At 36.2% G+C, this 24,317-nt stretch carries 16 protein-coding genes and 1 tRNA gene; 4 read left to right on the top strand and 13 right to left on the bottom strand.

What is annotated here, in order from left to right:
• The 10 genes from H5058_RS07380 to H5058_RS07335 all read right to left on the bottom strand — a co-directional run bounded on the left by H5058_RS07380 (position 1) and on the right by H5058_RS07335 (position 14,853).
• Positions 1-1,329 carry an McrC family protein gene (locus H5058_RS07380; protein ID WP_182677510.1) on the bottom strand — a complete coding sequence of 443 codons (1,329 nt, stop codon included), beginning with the start codon at positions 1,327-1,329 and terminating at the stop codon, positions 1-3.
• The gene (locus tag H5058_RS18475; RefSeq protein WP_259398620.1) at positions 1,329-3,248 is read right to left on the bottom strand and encodes an McrB family protein; all 1,920 of its coding nucleotides are present in this window, start codon (positions 3,246-3,248) and stop codon (positions 1,329-1,331) included. Before H5058_RS18475 ends, H5058_RS07380 begins: the two co-directional genes overlap by 1 nt.
• A 63-nt stretch (positions 3,249-3,311) precedes the next feature.
• Entirely contained in the window at positions 3,312-3,866 is a 555-nt protein-coding gene (locus H5058_RS07370) for a hypothetical protein (RefSeq protein WP_182677508.1), read from the bottom strand.
• 67 nt (positions 3,867-3,933) lie between these two features.
• A complete protein-coding gene (locus H5058_RS07365) occupies positions 3,934-4,821 on the bottom strand; it encodes a hypothetical protein (RefSeq protein ID WP_182677506.1) in 888 nt (295 codons plus the stop codon).
• Positions 4,822-5,556: a DUF3944 domain-containing protein gene (locus tag H5058_RS07360; protein WP_182677504.1), complete on the bottom strand. Its 735-nt coding sequence runs from the start codon at positions 5,554-5,556 to the stop codon at positions 4,822-4,824. It lies immediately after the preceding gene.
• 186 nt (positions 5,557-5,742) lie between these two features.
• The gene (locus H5058_RS07355; RefSeq protein WP_182677502.1) at positions 5,743-7,218 is read right to left on the bottom strand and encodes a restriction endonuclease subunit S; all 1,476 of its coding nucleotides are present in this window, start codon (positions 7,216-7,218) and stop codon (positions 5,743-5,745) included.
• Positions 7,218-8,837 (bottom strand): N-6 DNA methylase, encoded by a 1,620-nt coding sequence (locus tag H5058_RS07350; protein ID WP_182677500.1) that lies wholly within the window; start codon positions 8,835-8,837, stop codon positions 7,218-7,220. The genes H5058_RS07355 and H5058_RS07350 overlap by 1 nt, the downstream gene beginning before the upstream one ends.
• A gap of 89 nt (positions 8,838-8,926) precedes the next feature.
• Positions 8,927-12,463 (bottom strand): type I restriction-modification system endonuclease, encoded by a 3,537-nt coding sequence (hsdR, locus tag H5058_RS07345; protein WP_182677498.1) that lies wholly within the window; start codon positions 12,461-12,463, stop codon positions 8,927-8,929.
• A 62-nt stretch (positions 12,464-12,525) separates the two neighbouring features.
• On the bottom strand, positions 12,526-14,028 hold the full coding sequence (locus tag H5058_RS07340; RefSeq protein WP_182677496.1) for a sigma-54-dependent Fis family transcriptional regulator: 1,503 nt from the start codon (positions 14,026-14,028) through the stop codon (positions 12,526-12,528).
• Between the two features lie 606 nt (positions 14,029-14,634).
• Positions 14,635-14,853, bottom strand: coding sequence for a helix-turn-helix transcriptional regulator (locus tag H5058_RS07335; RefSeq protein ID WP_024594199.1), 219 nt, complete (start codon positions 14,851-14,853; stop codon positions 14,635-14,637).
• Between the two features lie 87 nt (positions 14,854-14,940).
• On the opposite strand from H5058_RS07335, the gene H5058_RS07330 reads away from it, so the two are divergent.
• The 3 genes from H5058_RS07330 to H5058_RS07320 are packed head-to-tail and all read left to right on the top strand — an operon-like array spanning position 14,941 to position 17,246.
• Complete coding sequence (locus tag H5058_RS07330) at positions 14,941-15,192, top strand: hypothetical protein (RefSeq protein WP_165725236.1); 252 nt, start codon at positions 14,941-14,943, stop codon at positions 15,190-15,192.
• Positions 15,185-16,396 carry a site-specific integrase gene (locus H5058_RS07325; protein WP_182677494.1) on the top strand — a complete coding sequence of 404 codons (1,212 nt, stop codon included), beginning with the start codon at positions 15,185-15,187 and terminating at the stop codon, positions 16,394-16,396. The genes H5058_RS07330 and H5058_RS07325 overlap by 8 nt, the downstream gene beginning before the upstream one ends.
• Positions 16,389-17,246, top strand: a complete 858-nt coding sequence (locus tag H5058_RS07320) for an HD domain-containing protein (RefSeq protein WP_165725238.1) — start codon at positions 16,389-16,391, stop codon at positions 17,244-17,246. Before H5058_RS07325 ends, H5058_RS07320 begins: the two co-directional genes overlap by 8 nt.
• 33 nt (positions 17,247-17,279) lie before the next feature.
• On the opposite strand, the gene H5058_RS07315 is transcribed toward H5058_RS07320, so the two are convergent.
• The 3 genes from H5058_RS07315 to H5058_RS07305 are packed head-to-tail and all read right to left on the bottom strand — an operon-like array spanning position 17,280 to position 23,466.
• Complete coding sequence (locus H5058_RS07315; protein ID WP_182677492.1) at positions 17,280-20,393, bottom strand: integrase; 3,114 nt, start codon at positions 20,391-20,393, stop codon at positions 17,280-17,282.
• Entirely contained in the window at positions 20,363-22,900 is a 2,538-nt protein-coding gene (locus H5058_RS07310; protein ID WP_182677490.1) for a hypothetical protein, read from the bottom strand. The genes H5058_RS07315 and H5058_RS07310 overlap by 31 nt, the downstream gene beginning before the upstream one ends.
• Positions 22,897-23,466 (bottom strand): hypothetical protein, encoded by a 570-nt coding sequence (locus tag H5058_RS07305; protein WP_182677488.1) that lies wholly within the window; start codon positions 23,464-23,466, stop codon positions 22,897-22,899. The genes H5058_RS07310 and H5058_RS07305 overlap by 4 nt, the downstream gene beginning before the upstream one ends.
• Before the next feature lie 556 nt (positions 23,467-24,022).
• On the opposite strand from H5058_RS07305, the gene H5058_RS07300 reads away from it, so the two are divergent.
• A tRNA-Val gene (locus H5058_RS07300) sits at positions 24,023-24,099 on the top strand.
• The last annotated feature ends 218 nt before the right edge of the window (positions 24,100-24,317 follow it).

Here is a 24,317-nt window from a genome sequence, read left to right as displayed (position 1 = left end):
TTAAATAAAACCGATATTTAAACAGCTCAAATCTATTCTTTTTTCACTCTTAGCTTGTATATCAAAAGGAACAACCCAGAGCTTTAACGCACCACCCTCATAGTTAAAGCTATGCGGAAATGCGATCCTAAACGTATCAGTTTTAGGATAAATAAGAACTAAACGCCCTTTACCATTTAAGTAAGTATGACCATAGCCAAGCATCTGATAAAAATCAGCTTGAGAAAGCCCAAACTTGTCTTTTCGTTTAGAGTTTTGCTCGTTTATTAATTTCCATTTTGTATCAAGCACAATATGATTACTTTTATCGGTATCACTTTTGCGTGAAATATATAAATCCGGTTTTAGTAAAAAGTAAGGTGTATTGCCATAATCAACTAAAGACTTAGTACTCACCTGAGCAGATACCTCACCCAAACCTGTAATATGCTTTTTTAAATACTGAGCAACAAAGCTTTCAAACACCGCTTCCATAGGGAACAACAACGAAAATGCATTACTTTTACCCTGCAAGGTTAACGGAGAGAACCCATCAATAATTAGCTTTGTCCACGCCAGTGGGGCTTCGTAATACTTCATTCCCCTATCTAGCTTAACGCTAGCAAAGTCATTCTTAACATTATTACTTAGTGGTATGTCTGCAAAAGCAAATAACAGCTCTTGCAGTAGTTTTTGGTTATTAGCACTGCGGCTATAGCCTTTCACCTTTACAAGTGCGGTGTGTATTAATCGATTAACCGGCCTATCTTGTAAATACTCTTCGTACTCAACATAAAACTTATGTTTATTAATAAAGTTATGCTTAACTTGCTTACCTACCAAAAGCTTACCTTTTAAAAAGGCAACGTTATTTTCTTTTAGTACATAGTCACTTTTAAGCCCGCGCTTTATTAAAGTATTTACAGAGGCTAAAAACTGGCTAATAAAAACCTCTAGTAAAGATATTTTATTTTCAGCTAAATTAGCTTTATTAGTTTGTAAGTGCCTAAACTGCTTAAGTGATTTAAGCATCATTAGTACTGACGAACGCGAGGCGCTGTCATCACTATTCTCAGCTACTTTAGGTAATACTTCTATTTGGGTTCCATCGGGAGTAAAAATCACACCTGCATAGTTTTTAACTTGTAATACCTCACAACTATCAACTTGCTTTAAGCACATAAATCGACTTTCTGAGTCATCACATAAACATAACTTTCTTAAATAATTGTATGCGTCTCCAGAAATAGGTTTTATCTGGGGCGATGCTGGTATTTTGCCACTTTTATCATCACCATTAACCAAATACCCAAACTCAAAAACAGTAGTTTGCTTTTTTACTTCCGGCATTACTGAGCACTCGAAGCTGTATCTTCACCTGCATCATCACTAATTTTCTCAATGCTTTTAAGCAATGTATCGTCATAAATAGCTTGATAAGCTATTGGGTCATTCCATGCTGAATCTTGAGTATTAAAATCAGCTAAAGTGAAAGTTTTTTTCGTGTCTTCATAGGTTTCTAAACCATGATTTTCACCAAAAATATCGTTATATTTTTCGCTTTTCGACTTCACAAAAATATATTGTTCTAATTCACTTTTTTCTTTTCGATTATCACCTAAAACTAAGCGAATTTTATTCCAGTCTTCAAAAAAGTACTCTTCAAGTAGAGGGATGATTTTATTTTTAAAGGTATTTTTAAGTTCACTAAATGCTTTTTCTTCAGCATTGTCGTCACTATTTAAAGCATCTAAAACAGGAATTAAAAAAGCATGCCCTAATGTATGCTCTCGGTCGTAAAGCACCTCAATACGCTTGTTCATTGTTTTAAGTAGCAGTTCAAGGTCAATACCTTTAACTTCCTTACCTTTAAACAATTCTGGCTGTGGCATCATTTCTATAAAGTCAAAACGGCGTCGCAATGCTGTATCCATCATTGCTAACGACCTATCAGCCGTATTCATAGTACCAATAATGTAAAGATTATCAGGTATTGAAAACACGTCACCTGAGTATGGCAAAACAGTATCTAACTTTTCGTCATTACCAAGTCTTTTTGAAGGCTCAATAAGTGTAATGAGTTCACCAAATATTTTTGAAATATTGCCTCGGTTTATTTCATCGATAATTAAAACAAAATTTTTGCGTTCAATATTATTTGACTCAGTGGCTGAAACTAAACCCTTTAAATACGAAACCAAAGGCCGATAATAAACACCTAGCCCAGATTTGTATTCTCGCTCACCATTAAAAATCGCTCTTAAAGTATTTATACTCAGAGTATGATCTTTACTACCCCCCTGTTTTTCGAAGAATATTCGCTTGTCATTAAAATCGATTACTTTGAATGAAACTTTCGACATAGGAACTTCAACAAACTCACTTTCAGCTAATTCGGCGCAAAATGCTTCCCAACAACTATCAAAGCTATGCTGTGTAGTTGATTCTTGAAAGGTACGATATTTAGTTGCTTCAATTACAATTTGTTTAAATACGCCATCCTCAACATCATACGAAATACTGCCGTTATCGCTAGATGCTTTAAGCCCTTCTACAAATTCTTCATAACCAAAACTCTGATGAAAGGTTAAAAATCTAATTTGACCATCTTGCTTAAGCTCTTCGTAGTATTCTTTATAAGTTGCTCTTAGATCTTGGTCATTTTCTACTTTTTGAGCAAAATAAGGATCTACAGCATCAACTGCTAGCTTAACGGTATTAAATGTTTTCCCTGTCCCAGGTGGGCCATATAAAATGGAGTTTAGAGGGGGTAACTCAATTGACTTATTCATAGATGGAGCTTCTAAATCACTATTTGTAATTGCTTTACTAGGCAAAAATAGGTCAAATTCTTGCTTAACATTGTTAAAAGCAAAATCAATTAGAGCAATTTTTTCTGGGTTGTCAGCTGTTACTTTCCAGATGCGAGGCCTGTATGTGTAAAAGTACCATGTCTTTTTACTAAAGTCAGTGTCCCATTTTACCTTTAAATTAATACCATCGTTTAAATTTTCAGTTACCTCACCAATGGCTTTAATATCCATTACTGAAGCCATTTTACCGTCATTATCAAAAGGCAAGTTATAGGTTTGTGTATATACTGACTTTATAGCAATTTTATCGCCGGCTTTAATTTTTTTTACATTGTCATGGTATTTATTATCATCACCATTCTGCCAAATACCTTCTTCGGTAAAGCGCTCTGTTTGATCATCATTTGCACCGTATGATGCGCCTAAGAACCAATAAATACTTTTTCCGTTTGACATAAACGTCCTTATCTTTTTTGAACTTAGGTTTAGTTCTATACAAATTCTAAAATCGTAACTTAGCTAAATTCTAAAATTTAATTGACTATCCAATTCACATAAGTATTCAACAAAACATTCTTCTATTTTAATTAATTTTGCTATATCAAACTCTTTAGTATTGCCTGTGCCATATAATGCGTCATCCTCATCTTCAGGATCCACTCCATGTTCAGCCTCATCACATAATTGGTCAAAAATTTCCCTTCTGTTAATATATGGAGATTCACTACAATGAGTTGCAACGGTACTAATCAGGTCTGGATGTGCCTCGTCAAACTTATCACGTTCTAAATTATCTGGAAATTCAACTAAAGAGTCATAATAGTCTTCTAATTCACAGGCTAACTGCTCTAACTCATTTGCATCAAAAATAAAGTTTTTAGACCCATTATCATAAGCTATATGTAACTCGTTATGATCTTCAAGCTCAGCTAACAAACTTTGCAAACATGAAACCATAACAGCTTGATCGACTAATGCTTGTGAATAATCAATTCCTATCTTTTCATAATCCGCTTTAATTTCTTGCTCAATTTCTTTTTTATTTATATTTAATTCATTTTCAAGGAAAGACATATTTAGTACCTATAAAATTTTAATTTTATAAAAAATAATCTACTAAAAAGCTAACTAGCAACTTGTGCTAGTTAGCCGAGGTACTGACCGGCGCATACTCTAAAGTTTTCTTCACATTTCCGATTAATATCGCTTTGTTAATTTCAGAATCAAAAAGTTGTTTTAACAAGCCTTTCTGATTGTTTATTAACTGGGCATGCTGAGGAGTTTGACCGCTAATGACTTCACGTGCTTTTGTATTACACCAAGTCTTATAATTAGATAAAATTAGGTTGTAATTTTTTGATGAAGTCTCAAGTATATGATCAGCCATTTTATATTTACCAAAGCGTTCATAAAGTTGGCTTTCTAAGCAAATAGTCTTCGGAAGCAAGTCCATCATCATATTTACAAAATCAAACATCAACTTTGCATGTTGAGCGCTTGCAGAGTCTACATAACCAACTAAGTTATCAATAAGCGATAAAAGTTCATTTCTTTTAACTGCAAGTTGAGCCATGTATTGCACTGCAATCTCATGTGACTCCTCTACAAGTGCCTTATCTAATAACAACACTCTTGCCGACTCAATTAATCCAAAGTATTCGGATAGCTGACTCATAAAATATATAACATTTTGTGAGTGCACATCTTGAGAAACCAAATCAATCTGATCCTGCAACTTGTCAATTTTATTAGCTAGGTATTTTGTTTGTGCAACAATAGCACCTAATAAAAGCCCAGTAGATAGCCCCGTAGCAGCAAGTTGAATCGTTTGAGCAGATTGTATTTGTTTTAAAATAGAACCAAGCCCTTCAGAAGACTCTATTGTTTTTTCTACTAAAGGAAGCCACTGCTCTACTCCTTTATTGCTTACAGCAACACCATCTCTTAGGCGCATAGTCCCTCTATGTAGGCCCTCAATTACTTCCGGTTTCACTTTGGACCAATCAATGATCAAAACTTTTTCATACATTTAAAAAAAATCCTTATTTTCTAATTGCTGGCGCATAGCAGCTACTTGAATAACCGCAGGAAAAGTAACTCTAAATGCAGGGCCTGTAATCGCAGGAACAGTTATTAAACCATTTATAGCCCAACCTATTGGGCCAGCAAAAATGCTAAGAGTTCGCACAAGTGTTGCATTAGCCGCTAACTGCAAACCTTTACCCATTATCATTCTTGCAATAGAATTAGCAATAATTAATGCTATTTTATAGCTTGCAAAACCGCCAAGTTTTATTGCAGAAATTATCGCTGCCATTGCTGCAGGCCCAGCTAATTTAGGATCAACTTTGAGCTCTTTTGTTAACTCCTTTTTCTGCTCATCTGTCATATCGTCCCATGAAGTCTCTATTAATTTGGCAAACATTGCTTTTTCTATTTCAATAGTCGCTGCATCAAAATCGGTTTTTACTTTAATACGTTTACACACATCGACTAAAATTTCACGATACGTAACACCTGTTCGACGAACAAGGTTAACCAAAGTATCACCACCATAATGCTGGAGCTCTGCAGCTATACTTTGCCACGCTTTTCGATAGTCACCTTTTGCATCTATAAATGCTTTATTTCCAGATAATGATTCTGTATTTCGTTTTTTCCCATCTTTATCAAACATCAAATGCTTAACGAGTACTTCAAGCAATTCTGTATCTGCATACTGTAAAAATGCTAAATCTTTATCTTCTCTATATTTATTTGACATCTGTATTCCCTGTTTTAATTTACGATTAATTATATTGATTTATTATGTGCTTATTTATAATAGACATTATATTAATAATACCTATTAAAATTAGCTGCCTTTGGTACTTATTGGTCGTTTTATGACCATCAATGGGTGTTTATTCGCAACCATGTCGGCATAAATGCCGACCTACAAAATAGCGTGTTATTTTTTGCTGGCTTTTGCTGCTTTTTTAGCGGCTTTTTCTAGCTTTTCGGCTTCAAGTCGCGCGGCTTTTATACGCGCTAATAACTTATCGGCGGGTTCGTCGTTTAGGTCTTGTGGTACAAGTTCACCGCGAAACGCTTTAGCTAATATCGATTGCGTTAAGTTATCAACACGTTGTTTAGCATTTGCGAGGTTCTTTTCTAAGGTATCGGCTAAGGCGAAGTATTGTTCGACAAGGCGAACGATTTCGGTTTGTTCTTCGAACACAGGTATAGGAAAGCATATTTTTATCATTCTCTTGAGCCCTAAATCGCGATTGGCTACACCATGAGTATAGGATTGAGCACGTTCAAAACACTTTGGAGAATTTAAAGCCACCTGAATGTATTCTGGTAATATAAGCTCATGATTACTTACTCTTAAAACAGCCACATGCACCCAAACATTAAAGTCTAGTTTTTCTCTATTTACACAAGCAATTCCTGTTGTTCCACCTTTGGTATATAAAATATCACCGAATAAGGGTTTGCATCTTCTGCTTAATTCTTCGTGCAATTCTTTACTTATATATTTAGCCGTCTCAAAAGAAATACCGTCTATTGAGATATTTCTTCCACTAATAAAAGGGACTCCACTTTTTGAATATGTTGGACTAAAATGAGGGCCATCTTTAACAAAACGAGTAATTTGATCTAATGATACAAACTGCCAACTTTTAGGGAAATCCCCAAACCTTAATAAGTCCTCTTCATCGGGTTTATAAGGTTCAGGTAGTTTATCTTTCCATTTATCGTTAGTTGGCAACTTACCTTTAAGTTCGAACTCCTTTAATTTCTCAAGTTCCCAACCATCCTTGTAAGCATTAGATATACAAGATTTGGTAAGTTTCAGTTCATTCTCACTTCGCCATTGTTCGGTGAGTTTGCCGGAGACGGCCGCGGCAAGGACTGATTGGCGGAAGCATTTGATGATATCCGGTAAATTGTTGAGGCGTTGTTGTATAGTGTCGACCTGCGCCAATAAGCTATCAAGCTTTTCAACAATGCGTTTTTGCTCTGGGAATGGAGCTAAGGCGACATCAATACCAACCATACCTTTTTGGGTGATTTGTGGCTGTGCAGACCCAGATATTACACCTTTGAAATCAAACCTTTTCAAAAAGTACCGAAGATAATTAACATCGACTAACGGTGAAAGGTTATCTAAAGCCATTGCATTGCCATTAATATATGCATTCGGCTCAGATAAATGAATGTTACCGCACGTGGCACCGCGACATGTAATCATCAAAGTTGGCTTTTCATGCGTGAAAGTATCGTAAAAACCAATTTTACCATTTGCCCCATATACGACGTAGCCTTCACTTTTTAATTGTGCAGTAGGAATTGTTTTCCACTGTTTTGGTGTGCATAAGTTAAAAATTGAAGTGTTCCGCCACTTATTAGGTCGTCCAACAGAATTAAAGAGAGCCATTATTCAGCACCCTCAATAATCTTTTTCTCTAAACCAAATTCTTCTGCTAATAACGCGACTTGCCCTTCTGCTTGGTCACTTGCCCCAAGATCTATCATTAATTGGTTCATTTCTCGCAGCGCTTCAGTCAGCTCTGTCATCGCTTGTGTCGCTAATACATCAGGCTCTGGCAGATTCGCGGCATCGGTAATTGAATTATCTTTTAGCCATGTGATGTCTAAGCTGTCGTTTTTAGCTTTAATAAACTCACGTGAGAATTTGCGCCAGCGAGCGTTTTCTATTAGCTCCGGGCTATCACTGATTTTTATATCTTCATCATTGATAGGTGTGGTACAGCCTAAAATATTGTAAACGCCTTCTTCTCGTTTTGCTTGGCCGTTAGCATCGTTGCCGTAAACCGCCTCAAAGCTTTCAAGGTATTTATGTGTAAATGGGCTGCGTTTACCAAAGGTTTGCATGTTAGTGCGTAAGTCGTACACCCAGGTGTTGGTTGTGCAATCTTTATCTTGGTGTGGGTTATCAACCGTGCCTTTTTGGAAAAACAACACATTGGTTTTAACACCTGCGGCGTAAAATATACCGGTAGGTAGGCGTAAAATTGTGTGTAGGTTACATTTGTGCATTAAGTCGGTACGTATTTCAGCCCCTCTGCCGCCTTCAAATAATACGTTATCGGGTATTACCACAGCAGCACGACCACCTGGCTCAAGGCTATTGTATATATGCTGCATAAAACACAGTTGTTTGTTTGATGTTGGGTATACAAAGGTACGGGTAATATTAGTGCTGCTTGCAGAGCCAAACGGCGGGTTTGTGAGTATTACGTTGGCTTTTGGCAGGTTTTCGCCATCGTTACCTAAGCTGTTACCAAGGCGTATAGCACCGCCTAGTTCGTCATTGCCTTCAATGTCGTGTAATAAACAATTCATTAATGCAAGTCGGCGAGTTTCGGGTACTAGCTCAAGCCCAACAAAGGCACGCTTCATTTGGAATTCTTGAGTGTCGTCGTCTAGGTCGTCTAAATCGTTGGTTTGGCTTTTTATGTATTTGTCGGCCTCGATTAAAAAGCCTGCGGTGCCCGCTGCGGGATCTTGAATAATTTCGCGAGGCTGCGGCTTTAGTAAACGTACCATTGTTTCTATTAGTGGTCTTGGCGTAAAGTATTGGCCGGCACCCGATTTAGTTTCGTTAGCATTTTTTTGTAATAAGCCTTCGTACATGTCGCCAAAGTCGTCACGAGTTTTAACAACATTCTCGCCATCGCCGCTTTGGTACCAATCTAGGCTATCCATTGTGGTTACAAGCTCTGTCAGCTGCCCTGCATTGGTAATAGTGGTATTTACGTTTTGGAATATAGCACGCACAATAGCGTGGTCGTCGTTACCTAACTGCACGAGCATGTTGCGGTAAAACTGTAATTGGTCGAGCCCTATTTTGCCTTTTAAGTCGTTCCAACGCATACCTTGTGGCAGCAGGTCAGTTTCGGTGCCTGTTTGCTCGGTCATTTTTAAAAACAGCAATGTGGCCAGCTCGTTTACGTAGTTTTGATAAGACACGCCGCCATCGCGCAGGGTGTCACACATTTTCCAAAGTTTGGCTACTAAATCATTGTTGTTCATAGTGTCTCTTCATTTATAGGTTGGCATTAAGGCCAACGCTTCACAGTATTTGGCATTGTAATATAGGAGTTAAGGTAAACCTGCATTAATTAGGCAGGTTGCTCCCACATATAGTTATTAAATTGTTCTAGCACTTGGTTAAGCTCGTTATTAAAAATGGCATCGAGCTTGCGCTTACCACCTCGGCGGCGGTAATTACCGGTTTTAAAAGTGTCGTCGTCAATGGCTACTTGCTCTTTTAAGCTATTGGCTAAGCGCTCTAACCACTGTAGCTGTTCGTTACTCCACGGTTTTTGCTGCTTTATTTTAGCCAGTGCGTTATTTACACGCTCATCAAACGGTAGTAAAGCATCACCCAATGCTGCGCGGCGAATATGCCCTATTAACCGTGCAGCAATATCTTGGTTGGTGGTTTTTTTCCATGCAACCCTAAGTGTTGACTCGTCAAACGATTGCGCATCAAACCACTCTTGCAGCTCTATTAATGCTTTACGGGTTAAGTCTTTAGGTTTGGTGATAACGGTTTGTAGCGCAGCTTGACTGTTTTCGCTTTGCTCTACGAGTTTGTCAAACGCTTCTAAAAAGTCTTCGGCGTTGTCGTAATCGCCATAGCCTTCTTTAAATTCTATTAGCTCGTCTTCTATGTCGGTAAAAATAGGCTCGTGGCGTAGCTCGTTTATTTGCTTTTTGAGGTGCTCTAGGTTTTCGACCAACTTAGGAAGTTGTGTAAAAATTTCGGCGCTTTGCTCTGGCCCTTTAGTTTTTAGGGTTTGTGCAAGGCTTGCAAAATCGCAACCGGCAGCACCTTCCAATACGGTATCTAGGCGTTTTATTGATTGGTCTATTTGGGCTGATTTATCTTGATTAAATACACCATGACCTACAATACGCTGTACTTTAGCCACTAGTTGCTCGTGGCTATGGTGTGCAAACGAGCGACCATCGGCCTCTAATGTTTTATAAGTTTGTGAGTCAGTTATTTCGTTTACTAAGGTGTTTAACTCAACGTTTGGACGAACAACTACTGGGCGCATTGTATCTACCGATTCGAGCGAGTCGTATAAATCGACGGCATCGTAAATGGTAAAGTTAACTTTGCCAACCTCTGGGCATAAACGTGTGGCGCGCCCTTTCATTTGCTCGTACAAAATACGGCTTTTAACTTTACGTAAAAATACGAGGTTACAAATGCTTGGTACGTCTATCCCTGTAGTGAGTAGGTCTACCGTTACTACAATATTAGGTAAACGCTCTTTGTTGTAGCGGGTGATCATACTTTGTATTTTTTTAGGATCTTTGTCGCTTTCGCCGGTTATTTTAATAATGGCGTCGTGCTCAAGATTGGGATAGTGCTTTTTAAAAGCCTCACGCAGCTCTATCACCATGTTATCGGCATGGGTGTTGTTTACACAAAATATGAGTGTTTTTTGTTTACCTGTTGGGTCGAGCTTTGTTGCGAGTGATTCGGCAACTATTTTATTAAAGTTTGATGCAATAATATCGCGGTTAAAGCTGGCTACTTCAAAGTCGCGCTCGTCTTCAAGGGTGTCTTGAATTAGCTCCCCTTGAGATGTTAAGCGTGTTACCTCTGAGCCTTTATCTATATAAATACCATTTTGATTAAGCTTGGTAATAATTTTTATAGGGGGCGCTTGGTCTATTAAGTAGCCATCTATCACTGCTTTACGGTAGCTGTAACGGTACACAGGTAAACCAAAAATGTCGGTTGTGTGTAATGCGGGTGTTGCAGTAAGCCCTATTTTTACTGCATCAAAATGGTCAAGTATTCTGCGGTACGTTGATACGTAGTCAAGCTGGTTTCTAAATTCCATTTCGCCATCGGTTTGTTCTTTATCAAGAATATAACCACGGTGTGCTTCGTCTACTATTATGCAATCGTAGCGTTCTACTGGCATAAATTCATCGCTTTGTAGCGTACGCTTAACTAGCGATTGAATAGTTGATACATGTATTTTAGTTGCGTCTGACGGGAACTTATCGGTCAGGCCTTTTATATTAAATATGGTGTTAAAAGGCACATCGTTTATGCGAGTGTCATCAAACGAGTTTAATGCTTGCTCACCCAGTGAGCGCCTATCAACTAAAAACAAAATACGATTAAATCGACGTGACTGAATTAGCCTGTACATAAGCGCAATAGCGGTACGGGTTTTACCTGTACCGGTTGCCATAGCAAGTAATATATTTTGCTGGCCTTTTTTAATAGCTTGCTCGGTGGCTGTTATAGCCTCTTTTTGAAAATAACGGAGCCCTAAGCCTGTTGGTTCGTTAGTTTCGAGCCATTGCTGCGCGGCATCTATGTTGCCATCTAGCTTAGCTTTTAGTTCGCCTGGTGTATGCCATGCAGGTAATGCTTTAGCTTGGTTACTCACTTTACGTACATCGCGATACCAAATACCGCTTTTATTTAATAACTGGCGGCGGTACTCTCGCCCGTTTGTTGAAAATACAAACGGTATTTTATAGCTGCGTGCGTTTGGCTCTTTGGATTCTTTCCACGTAATTTGGTAGCTGTTTTGAGTTTGTAGCTGCTCTGCTACTTTTTGATGCTCTGCATCGTTTGCAGCTCGCGCTTGGATTTCTGCGTTTAAATGATCAAGATTAAAGTAAATACTGTACCGCTCAGCCTCTGCTAATTTGCCGCATACATCGGTATTTATTTTTTTAGCCTCAACAACCCCTACCGGTTGTAAACCTACAAACAATACATAGTCGGCAAAGCCTGTTTTACCTGTTTCGTCGGTATCAGTTGGCCATTCTGCTATAGCTAGGTTTTTGCCTATTTGGGGGCGCGTACCATTTGCATAATTTAACACGGGCGTGTCGGCAGTCCAGCCTGCATCACGCAATTGCTGATCGATAAGAAAGCGCGTTTCTTTTTCTGATAAATCTAAGCGGCGCGCGGCTGCACGTTGAGTGATCTCTTGTTTGTATGCTTTGCGTTCTGCTTGTGTTTTTTGTGCAAGCTCTGCTTCTTTGGATTGCAGCTGTGCTTCAAGCGCGTTTACTCGGTCTTGTGTTTGTTGCTCGGTTTCTTGCTGCTTGCCTTCTAAAATAGCAATATAGCCACTTAATGCAGTAAGTTGGTTTTTGTTTTGGGCAAGTTCGGTATCGGTTTGCGCGTTACTATTTAATGCTTGTTGTAGCGCTGCTTTTAGCTCTGTTACTTGGTGCTGGTATTCGTTTTCTTGTTGGCCGTCTGGTAGTACAAAGATAGGCGCTGCAAAATCAACGTCTTTTTTAATTAGTCGGTAATACCAAATACTTAAACGAAATGCTAAACGCAGTGCCATTTCGGCATCGTCTAAATCGTTGTGATAGTCGTGAACTGCTTGATTACCTACTTTACGCAGCATATGGAAAATATTGATTATAGAGTCATCAACCCACGATATTTTTGCAAGCTCTCTGATTAGATCAACTTGCGTAGGGGGAAGGTCTAAATCAAGAAGTTTAGCAATGTGCTTGGCTGACGCTTCTCCAAACATGCGCAGTTTTACTAATGTGGTATTAGGATCGTCAGGAAAATTCTTTTCCGCAGCAAACGCTATGCGATAAAGAATATCGTTCACACCTTTTAAGAATTCAAAGTTTGATTTTTTCACTGGCTACTTCTCCTTTTACTCAATAGGTATTGGCAACTTATATACCAACACTATTGTCCTTTTTATTTTTCGTGTTTGATGTTTAAGCGCTTCATCCAATTGCTAAGCGTTTGGTGATCTTTTAAGTTAAGCATTTGGGCCGCGTGGCTTTTAACATTTCCACTTGCTTTTAAAGCAGCTAAAACATAAGCTTTTTTATATTTATCAACTAACTGCGTAATATCTAATTTATCGTCGTATGACAGCGTAACATCTGTAAAGCTTTCATTTTTAGCACGATTAATCATGGCACTTGATAAGTCATTTTCAGTTATTGTTTGTGAGTCAGACCATAAAAATGCACGGTTTAATGTACTCCACAGCTCTCTAATATTACCTTGCCACGGCTGAGATAAAATAAACTTTATTCCCTTTTCGGAAATATTTTTACTTATGTAGTCGGGATGTTTGCTACCTGCTTTATTTATTTGCTCTACAAGTTGATTAACAATAACTGTGGTATCTTCAATGCGCTCTCGTAGTGCTGGCATTTGTATAATACCCACTGCTAAGCGATAAAATAAGTCTTCGCGGAACTTACCTTCTTCTACTAGCTTTGATAAATCTTTATGTGTGGCTGCAATAACTCGAACATCGACATTAGTGGTTTGGGTGTCACCTAAACGGTTGATCTCGCCTTGTTGTAATGCCCTTAAAAGCTTTACTTGAATTTCGGGGGTTAATTCACCAACCTCATCTAAAAATAAAGTACCGCCGTCGGCCTGTTCAAAAAGCCCTGGGTGGTCTTTTTCAGCTCCAGTGAAGGCCCCTTTTTTATGACCAAACAAGGTTGAGTCAACGAGGTTTTCTGCAAATGCTCCGCAGTTAATTACTTTTAATGGCTTATTTGCTCGCAAGCTTCCTTTATGAATGGCTGTGGCCATTAGCTCTTTACCAGTTCCGGTTTCACCAAGAATAAGTGCGGGTACTTCTGAGGCTGCAATTTTTTTAGCTTTGTTGACTACATTTTGCATTTGCACTGATTTTGCAGTGAGTTTTGAAAAAGCCTGTTCAATTTTAGGCTCAGAGGTTGCCGTATTCGCTATGTTTTTAGATGCTGATTTTACATATTCTTGTCCAAAATCAATGGGGATATCAACATAAATCATTTCGTTTTTTGGGGTTGTTTGAACAAACTGCGTATTTGCTTTACCTTTACCTATAAGCACAGATAAAGTGGTCATTGCTGGCGTACCCGATGTAAGGTTTATACAAAGAGAATCAGCTTCTTCACTTAGTTTACTTATCCACTTTTCGGTAACAGTAGCAATTGAGGAGTAATCTATAGGAGATACAATATCAGCATTGTATATTTTTATATCTTCAGCAGGCCTGCCGATAGTAGCCATTCGCTTTTGTACAAAAAGCTCAAATCGGTGCCATTTTTGTTCTTGTTGATTCGAAAGTATAACAATTTTATTAAATGGTTGTGATGACTTGGTCGCTAAAGTAACTATGGCTGCACTTTGATCTAACTCCATATTATCGAGATCTTTGTTACCTAACCAAGTAAGTAGTATGTTCACGATCCTTCGCTCTATTTTATAACTAATATAGTAAGTTATATTACCTTATTGAGATTTTATTACTATTATAATATTGTTAAAAATTAATGTATTAAATAGTATTTTATATCGAAAAGCGAACTAATACATGAAATTACGGAGTTTATATTATGGATAACTCAGAAATGTTTTTTAAAATATTATGCTAGGCACAGCTGAATAAACATTATCAGCCAAATCTAAAACTTATAAAACTGAAATAGACAAGTTCTTAGTAAATAACTCTCTTTTTTCAAAAGCTGACGTCGCCAATCTTCTCGAAATTAAAAGTGCGGACAGACTTGTTGTTGATCAACTGATATTTTTTGTCACTAACATTTATCCTAACGCTGAGGTAGCCTACCCTCGATTTCAACTTAACTTTATTGATAAAAAATTAAGTCAATAAATCTTGAGCTATCAAAGTAGGTAAATCACTCTATGAAAACAGGGATCTCCCTTTTGGTTTAAAAGTTATAATCACACTTTAGAATGTAGTGATATTGAGGCAATGAACAAGCCTGATATTTATCAAGATATTCTATCTGGTGTATAGACTGATATAGCAACGAACTTATTTTGATCCAATTACTTTTTATACGTGATTATCTCCTCTATTTTGCAGTCGAAGTAAGCACATAATGCATCCAAAGTACGCGTCGTTGTTGAGTAATTATTGTTATTAGCCATTTTAGACATAGCTGCTTTATTTACTCCTGCGGCATTTGCAACTTCATCTAACGTAATTTTACGTCCCTCTTTCAATGACTTAGCTGCGATTAATTCCTTTAAGTTATAAACAATCATTTTAATACAACCAATTATTTAAAAAGTTTCTTTACAGGATACTTTTCATGTGATTTAATCACTTTAGTTTCTTGTGAGGATACTCTTATGATTAAAAATGAATTTACTTTGCTTTCTGCTAAAGAACTTTCAAGCTTTATTAAGTTCAGCCCAGATTACATTAACCGTAAGTTGAAAGACAATGTTTTTTTTGAGGGTGAGCATTACATTAGACCTTTTGGATCAAGAAAAATACTTTACCTTTTAGAAAGTGTAATGGAAGAAATGTACAACACCACGTCTAAAGTTGAACGCGAATTTGTCATTCCTCTCGCAAGTGGAGGTGTATGTTATGGCTAGTGTAAGAAGCCGAAACGATAAATTGTTTTTTGATTTTTATTATCAAAATATACGATGTCGTGAGCAGACCTTACTCAAGGATACAAATGCTAATCGTATCAAACTTGAGAAAGTTCTAGAAAATATTGAAATTCAAATTATGCTCGATCGTTTTGTTTACCGAGATATGTTTCCGAATAGTAACCGCTGCAAGGCTTTTAAACTGTTTGATGACCAGATAGAAGCTATAAAAGCCAATGAAACGAATAAAGCTGATGTTATTTTACAGAATGTACCTAACTTCGAGGCATTTGCTTATGAGTGGCTAGAAGAAAGTAAAATTCATTGGAAAATTAGTCATTTTAAAAATGTGTCTATGATCTTTGAGCGTTATTTAATTCCTGAATTTGGCAAGTTTAATCTTGATGAAATAAGTCGTGCTCATATTATTAAATATCGCGCGGGCATATTAGAGCCTAAGCGTAGTAGTAAAAAACAATTAAGTAATGATTGGATCAATCATGTTATGACACCTCTTAGAGGCATACTTAAAGAAGCGTCATTACGTTATGATTTTCAAACTCCTTTTAACAATATAAAACCACTAAAAGTAGTTAAAACCAAGATAGAACCTTTTTCACTCAAGGAAGTTCAGCAATTTCTTAAGTATGTAAGAAGTGATTTTCGTAATTATTATACCGTTCGCTTTTTTACTGCGATACGAACAGCAGAGATTGATGGCCTCAAGTGGGAATACGTTAACTTTGATCGAAATGAAATTACTATTCATGAAACCTTAGTTGATGGCAATGTTGAGACACCTAAAACAGCCACATCATATAGAAATATCCAGCTGTCTAAAGTTGTTGTTGATGCATTAAAAACACAATTCAAAATAACAGGTAAGAACACTTATGTTTTTTGTAATAAAAAAGGTAACCCTCTTGACCATCGAAATATAACTAAAAGGGTATGGTATCCAACGCTAGAAGAGCTCTCTTTAAAGAGGAGACGCCCTTATCAAACGAGGCATACATGCGCAACTTTATGGCTTTCTGCTGGTGAAAATCCTGAATGGATAGCTAAACAAATGGGTCACAGCACGACTAAAATGCTATTTGAAGTTTATAGCCGTTATGTTCCAAACAATACTCGACAAGATGGTAGTGCTTTTGATCGCCTACTTCTAAATGCCAACATTGAAGAAGAGGCTACTTATGAATAACTATATCTATGGTTGGTTAAAAAATTTACATATTAATGGTACTTTGCCAACAGCCAATTGTGAGCTATTGATAAGTAAGCAAGTAATTTACGCTATTACATCTGCTGATATTGCTAGAAAATGCCAAATAGTGTCTGGCTTAGCTCAATTTCAGTTAACTCACGATATAATGGGTAATCATGTTGTTTGTGATATAGAGCCTATACTTTCTCAATGTAACGAACAGCAGTACCTTAATTTAACTTCGATGATAAATAATACAAATGAGCATTTAATAGCACGATTTTTTAAGCTACTTAGCTTCGTCACATGCAGTGAGTTGCAGCCTTTTATTGATTTTATTTTAACTAAACAAAGCACTCTACAAAAATTCATACAAGCACCGGCTAGCCTAAACCACCATCATTCTTATACTCATGGGTTGTTTGAGCACAGTATAGAGGTAGCTGAAATTGCATTTAATAACGCCAAGCACTTAAATCATTCCAGCATTGAATGCCAAGCTGCATTAGTAGCTGGCTTATTTCATGATATTGGTAAAATATTTGTCATGCTACATCAAGCCAACGATCGCTATATACCAGGACCACACGAAGGTTATAACTTTGCTATCTTAGCTGAACCTTTAGCGAAGCTAGGCAGTCGGAATAGGCAATTGCTTGAGTTATTAAGCAGTTTATTAGCTGCCAAGCCATCTGGCTATAAAGCGAGATATGCAATTGAGCATATTGTGCAACAAGCTGACCGATGCTCTTCTGAATCAGCTTTTATACATGCTAAATTTCAAGAGCTTCCTGATTACTACCATTTTTGTAAAGTTGGCGATAAAGTTCTTAAAAGAATGAGTTAAAGTTTTAAAATACCTAAACTTAATTTGAAGCTTTTAAGGGTCTTCGCCGGCCCTATAACTTATAATAAGCAGCAAATGAAGAAAACTCATTAAGCTATGGTGGCGCCTCGACTTTTTATATGTGCCTTTACTACCCTTTACTGTAATTAATAATCCAACTTCCAAAAAGCCATTGCCATTATGTTTACCTAGAAACCTGCCCTCCTCAATTGAGGCGCTTTCGATGTGACTATCGCTTAATCCAAATGAAGAAACTAATTGCTCCCAGTAAGACCTCGCTTGAGTAACATTTTGATTTTGTAAATCTACTTGATGAAAACGAAATTTGAAGTGGCTCGACTTTAATTTAAATTTTATACATAAATTCAAAAAGTTGCGTATTACTTGCTCTTCAGGACAACGAAGAGCGAAATTTTTCCCTGCAGCAGCATATTTTAATATTTGCAGGGCATCAAATGCTTCACTAAGCGTTACATTTTTCTGACTTAATAAAGTATCAAATTTCTGACATAAATAATAAAATGCTTTTTGTGAAGAAACTCTTTTTAAGTCATCTTTAGTATTATCTAAACTTGGGAAGTTAGGAATTAAGGGCAGCTTTTTACCTTTCCTAGGATATTCTCTGCTTACACTCAGAGCATTATCATGTAATTTTTGAACTTGCTCCACAGGGAGTGAGTAACTCGATGCTGTATCGTGTATTGAGTTTAGTTCTAGCGATTTAAGAGCATTTGCATAATCTAACATTCTTATTTGCCCATCAGCTTCAAACTTTTGTTTAAAACCTTTAAACGATGGTGTGATTAAATCACTAACCTTACCCGCATATTGGATCGAATAGTCTTGCTCTTGTTTTTTACTATAAAATTCAATTCTTTCAATTAAACTTTCACCTAGCATAAACTCCTTAAAATTAGCTCTCCCTATACATTCAGATAAAAAATACTTAGATACTGTATATGTCTGATTCATTTGAGCGCAATGCTGTATGTCCTTTAAGTGTAAATAGCTATTTAGTGTCGACACAGTGACTTTATGACCAAGTAAATGAGACAAAAAAAACATTTTTGAGCGAGTATTGTCTTTAACTTTTAATCTTTTGTTAAAGTGAGTAATAAAACTTTGATCAAATAAGTCATTTTCAAATATAGATAAATACTGCCTTCCCGTTAATACCAAGTTTGAATTTAATCTGTACCAAGTCCAATTAGCAAAGCTATGTCTTAGGTGATGAATTCTTAGAGTATGATCCTTAGTATAGTAATGCAGTAATTGCGTTAATAGCTCGTATGCTTTATTTACGCTAACAGAGCAGTTAAATAACAATGAATTTGATGGCTTATTTTCAGTGTTTTTTTGAACGTCATAAAAGCTTCTTAGCTTGGTTAAATGCTCTTTTGGCCATAACGCATCTAGGGGTAGTTCTCTTCTAGCTGAAGGTGTTTTTAAACCCCTTATTTTATTTGGTCTGATTGATAGTAGAACCCAATCATATTCGCCTTCATTTGGCTTTATAGGTGAAACCTGAATATCACCAAAGTACAGCTTAGCGGCTTCATTACGGCGCAAGCCACTATAAAAACAAAAACACATTAATAAATATGCATATAACTCAACCGGACTGTTATTGAGGCTGTCACTTAAATATTCAAGAATTGCGCTTACATGACTAGCTGAAACTAAATTAGCATCAACTTTACTTTGGACAGGAGCTATATCAATATCGTCAATACACAAGTCTTTGACAATTTCAGACTCTATTAAAAACACAGAGAAATAATATAAATACTTTTTACGTTGGGCAGAATTAAAATATTCACTCGTATCATTTAACTTTATTGCCCAATCTGACGCTGATATTACTGCTAGATCAGTTCGAGTAAAAACAGTTAAAAAAGGTTCACTGATACTTTTCACATAATCAATTACTGTGTCTACTTTTAACTTCTTTTTAGTTACCCCTCCCTCTTTCAAAAGGTAATAAAGCCAACCACACAAAATATTGAAATAAACACTATTTTTATCATTTTTCAATTCTTGTTCAACAAATTTAATGCACTGTGCCCTTGAAGCTCTTTGGCCATTCAGTTCCCTCAAGTTTTTATAGGTATACTCTAACTTGGCTTTTATTAATTTAGGCTCAATATAATCAAAGCTGTCACTATCAAATGACAATAGCTTATTAAGCTCATTAAATTTCTTAGGTTGTTTTGCTATTTCGTCTGCAACTAATGCCTTATTACTTATTAACCTTAAAAAAGCTGTTTGAGGTAGCTCGGTACAGGTACTAGACCGTAAATACATCTGATAGTCGATAGGGCTGAGGTTGATTATAGTATCTATTTTTCTAAGTGTTCGTAATTTTAAAAGTGACAAGCTTTGCCAGTTTGTACCACTAGCTTCTGTTAAAAACGTTATTATAAATTCACTTAATCTATTTTTATTTACTCGTATTTTCTCAGACGGCTTAATGAAGTTTTTATGATGTAATAATAAAAGGACAACAGCATCACATAGTACGTATCGTCGTTCCTCTTTTTCGCTTTTCCCAAACCAAAATACTTGACCACCTAAATACATTAAAGCATCCGGGGCATTTATGATTGTAATAAGCTCGTCAAACTGAACACCTGTTGTCATATATAAAAATAAAACCAACCGACCATAACTAGCTTCTTTTGATAAATTAGCAGTTGGTGTTTGTAGCTCTTTACTTAATATTGACTTAATTTGGAGTGCTATCGGTAGTTTTATTAATTCTACTGGTGATAACATAGGTTTATCGCGCTTTAGTACGACGATTTGAGGGACTTTTGAAGATTCAATACCATGATGCTTTAATCCATAATTTAATATAGCATCAATAAGCATGAGCTGAAGGTGTTTAATCGTTAAGTCTTCTTTTAACCGTGACTTTAAAATGTTCATTTCACTAGAAAGAACATTCTCATCGGATTTTTTAAAATACCTAAGCATTAGCATGCATAGCTTTTTATATTCGTTTAAAAAATCATCATCGCTAAATCTAATTCCAAAATCATTCTCTGAGCCGTTTCTATAAGCATTTACAATCTGTTGAAAACATTGATGGAACTTACCTTGCTTCTTCAGTTCATTTAAATAAGATCGGACTTTAGAGTTTGCCACCCTACCCCCTTAAATAACTTATCTAGAATAGGTAATAATTCATTTACAGAATCTATGTAATTTAGTGTCGAATAATCAGCTAAAGGAACCTCACCAGACTGCCAATGGCCCATTTGAAAGTTTATTAGCTCTGAATTGACGTTGTTATAAAGCAAATTACTTTTAAGCCAATGCCTTCCTGCATTTGCAGGTATTTTATGTTCCTTAGGTAACCTGAGAACTAACTCTGTAGGAGAAATACCTTTAGTAACAATTCCTGCTCTTTGTCTTTGAAATATGAATAAAGGTCCATGATTTATACGTGAATTTCTAATTAGCTTAAACCACTGACAAGATTCTTTGTAATCGAGATTTAAGCTTTTAGAGGCGGCATTTAAAAAGTCATCTATTGACTGGCATAACTTGGGCTTTAATACTCTTATTAACCCTCTCAAACAACTAAGGTGCTCTTGATAAGCTGTGATTTGCGCATTTAAAATAGACGGTAAACAAACTAATCTAGAATGCGTAAAATCACTATCATCTTTATCACTTATCCCCATAAGGTTTAGCGTTGGAAAATACAGAGAAAAAGTTGGTAACGGGTTCCAAACAGCCCGATAACCCGTTCCAAACATTAACATCCATGCCGTATAGACTGTAAACGCGTTATGGTATTTTAAGATTGCATCAAGTTGTTTTAAAGAGTTTAACTTAGTGTTTTTAACTTCTAATACCAAAGCTGCTATGAGGCTCTTAACTGTCATATTCTCTGGTGTGAATTTAGAACCAAGCATACGATTACGCTTATCAAAACACACTAATTCAAAAAGTTTTATAGGGAATTTTTCTTTACAATAATCATAGTAATCAGACTCAACTTCTTGCCAAAACTCAAATAGCCTTTCACACCGCGTAACATCATCAATATTGCTATAGCTTCTAGATACTCGAGTAGAATACATTTTTACATCGTAACTAAAGTCTATATAAATAGGGTCTATCACACCTGTTGCATTAATATAATTCCCAATAAAATTACTAATGCTATTGATACTTAGTCTTCCGCTATAAACTCTATCTGATACCTTTTTTAATTTTTTGGCTAAACTGCTTTCAAGTGCTGCAAAATTGTATACGTTAATAAGTAAACCTTCTTTTCTGCCCTTTAAATATTTAATTATTAAATCTGTTAAAAATGTAGGACAAGCAGTAAATACACCATTCGCTGTTTTAATAAGACCAACTTTTTTAATCGTTGGTTTAGCGGTTTGAGTTATAGGGAAATACCACCAGCCTCGACCATTTCCATCTAGAAACAAACCTCGTGTTTTGTCATCTATTTTATTAAATATCTGTAAGTTTTCTATCTCATGTAACGTCTTACCCAATAAAAACATCAGCCATCCCAATATTGCTAGCTCAATATTTTTATCGGAACGGCCATACTTATTTAATGTATCAAATAATAAGCCCAGTTCTGGCGCCTTTAATAATCGCGTATCTTGGTAAGCAATATTATGAGCTCGGTGCACATTGCGAGTTATATCTATTTGTTTTTTCTTCTTAGAGGCGGGACTAAAAATCATTTCAATGCTTTGATGATCGGTTTTATCTCTTTCAGTATTGCTTTCATTGTTATCAATTACAAAAGGCATCTGAACCTCAGAATCTTCAGGGTTAAGTCCCTCTGTATCTGATAAAAAGTTTAAAGATGGTATTAAAACTGACAAATTATCAACAGCCCCAGTAATAGGTAAAGTATTAGGTTTTTTATACCATTTAGCGATGGAGCCTCTGTAACGGCCTCCTCTTTTATACAGCCGAGCTGGTTGCCAGTCATTCTTATAAAAATGAATTAAAGTATTTAAATAACCTCTATCCGTTACATTATTAGTATATATATCATTATTAATAATTGACTCTAACTTACTCGCGATTGACGAAGCTGAATCAAGGTAGTTTGTTAATATTTTATCTTTATCTGGTTCGAAGGCTATATTGGACTTTTTCATTAATAAGCGAAACTTATTACAAACCTCAGCTTCTCTTGTTGATGAGCTTGTAGCTAATTCAGGATCGATGAGTGTATGTATTGTTTTAAAATAATTACCAATAAAATTAGCAAGAAGATTTAATGATTTTGAATCTTGCTTATACTCATATGATTTAATAAGTAATACATAGAATGGTATCTCATTGCACCAACCATTTTTATATGTGCTGCGATTAAAACTCTCTCTTGAGCTTGCATCTAGCTCAACTCCATACTCATTAAAGGCATAATAAATATACTCAGGAAGACATAGCTCACTTTTAGTAAACTCCCATAGCTTCTGTGACGCATCATTCATCCTTTTTAATAATAAAAAAACTTGTGATAAACCACTCAAATCTTCAGGGGCACTTATGCGAGAAGTAAAATCATCAAAGTCAGATTTTATATCCTCGATACTGATTTCCAAGTTTACCCCTTTACAATACAACTCAATATGCTCAAGAAGCTTAACTTTTAGCGTACCCGTCATAATTTAATCACTTTTGTACTAATTTTAAGCCATTTACATAATTCTGTTTTTGTTTTAATAGCTGGAAATAAGGTACGCCATTCTGTTGAATCAATTACTGATTGTTCACCTTTGAATAAGCCAATAAGTAACTCTGATATTAAAGGGCCGGATGCATTAAAGTACTGCTTAAAAAGTAGCCGAACAATATCATTAAGAAAAATTAAACGTCTAAGATCGGGTGTCGGACGATTAGGAAGGATCAAACATGGGACAAGTTGATTTGACTGATCTTGAAGTCGACAAACTTTATGAAATGTAAATAAGCCAGAGACTAGTTTTAACTTTTCATTATCAGTTTTATATCCAATTATCGGGGCTTGATAAGCATCAAGTTTCCAAGTAGTAATTGTATCAAAGCTGTCGTTTGAACTTGGTTTTAAAAACGAAAATAAATTTATATTACTGATTAAATTATCTATGGTTTTTTCAAGGGTAATATTTTCTGCGACAATATACTCAAATGTAGACCTGTCTAATAATTCATCGATCTTTTTTAATTTGCCTTCAACATTCTCATCAATCATATTCAGCACCAGAACAATAAGTAGTCATTTTTGACATTTCCATAATGTGCCTAAATAGTGCCCAGATCAAGCTTTAAATGCTCGTAAAACACTCAAAAACAGATTTGAATGTTAACTAAACTTTATCTAAGTTATTGTAATAATATGTAATTCATTATATTTACTGGAAATGATTATTTATAGAAGTAGTTAAACTAACGTCTTGACATGGTAGGGGTCGGTGGTTCGAATCCACTCAGTCGTACCAACATTTAAGAAAAAGTATAATTGAAGGAAAGAGCACTACCTACTCTTGATCACCCGGTCCAAGAGTCAGTGGTTCGAATCCACTCAGTCGTACCAACATTTAAGAAAAGTATAATTGAAGGAAAGAGCACTACCTACTCTTGATCACCCGGTCCAAGAGTCAGTAGTTCGAATCCACTCAGTCGTACCAACATTAATGAAACGTATAATTGAAGGAAAGAGCACTACCTACTCTTGATCACCCGGTCCAAGGGCCAGTAGTTCGAATCCACTCAGTCGTACCAACATTTAAGTATACAAAAAAAATTGTACGACCGTAGCTCAGCTGGTTAGAGCGCTACCTTGACATGGTAGAGGTCGGTGGTTCGAATCCACTCGGTCGTACCAATTAAACTCTATATTTCAAACAGTTAAAAACCCTATTCAATCTATTCGTTTAATTATTCAACTAAAAATTAAATTCTTAGTTTTTTATTATTTTGTATTCAAAATTTTAAAATAACGAGAGCCAAGCCTCAAAAGATCATCCTAAAAATTCCAGTTTTTATCAATTTGTGCCCAAACTTGTGCCCAAGCGCCCAAACTACTTTTTTAGCTCCTTGACC

Origin of the sequence: Pseudoalteromonas sp. SR45-4 (assembly GCF_014163535.1) — a bacterium.
GTDB lineage: Bacteria > Pseudomonadota > Gammaproteobacteria > Enterobacterales > Alteromonadaceae > Pseudoalteromonas > Pseudoalteromonas nigrifaciens.
The sequence above is the reverse complement of the archived record's forward strand: the minus strand, read 5'-3'. Positions and strand labels throughout refer to the sequence as shown.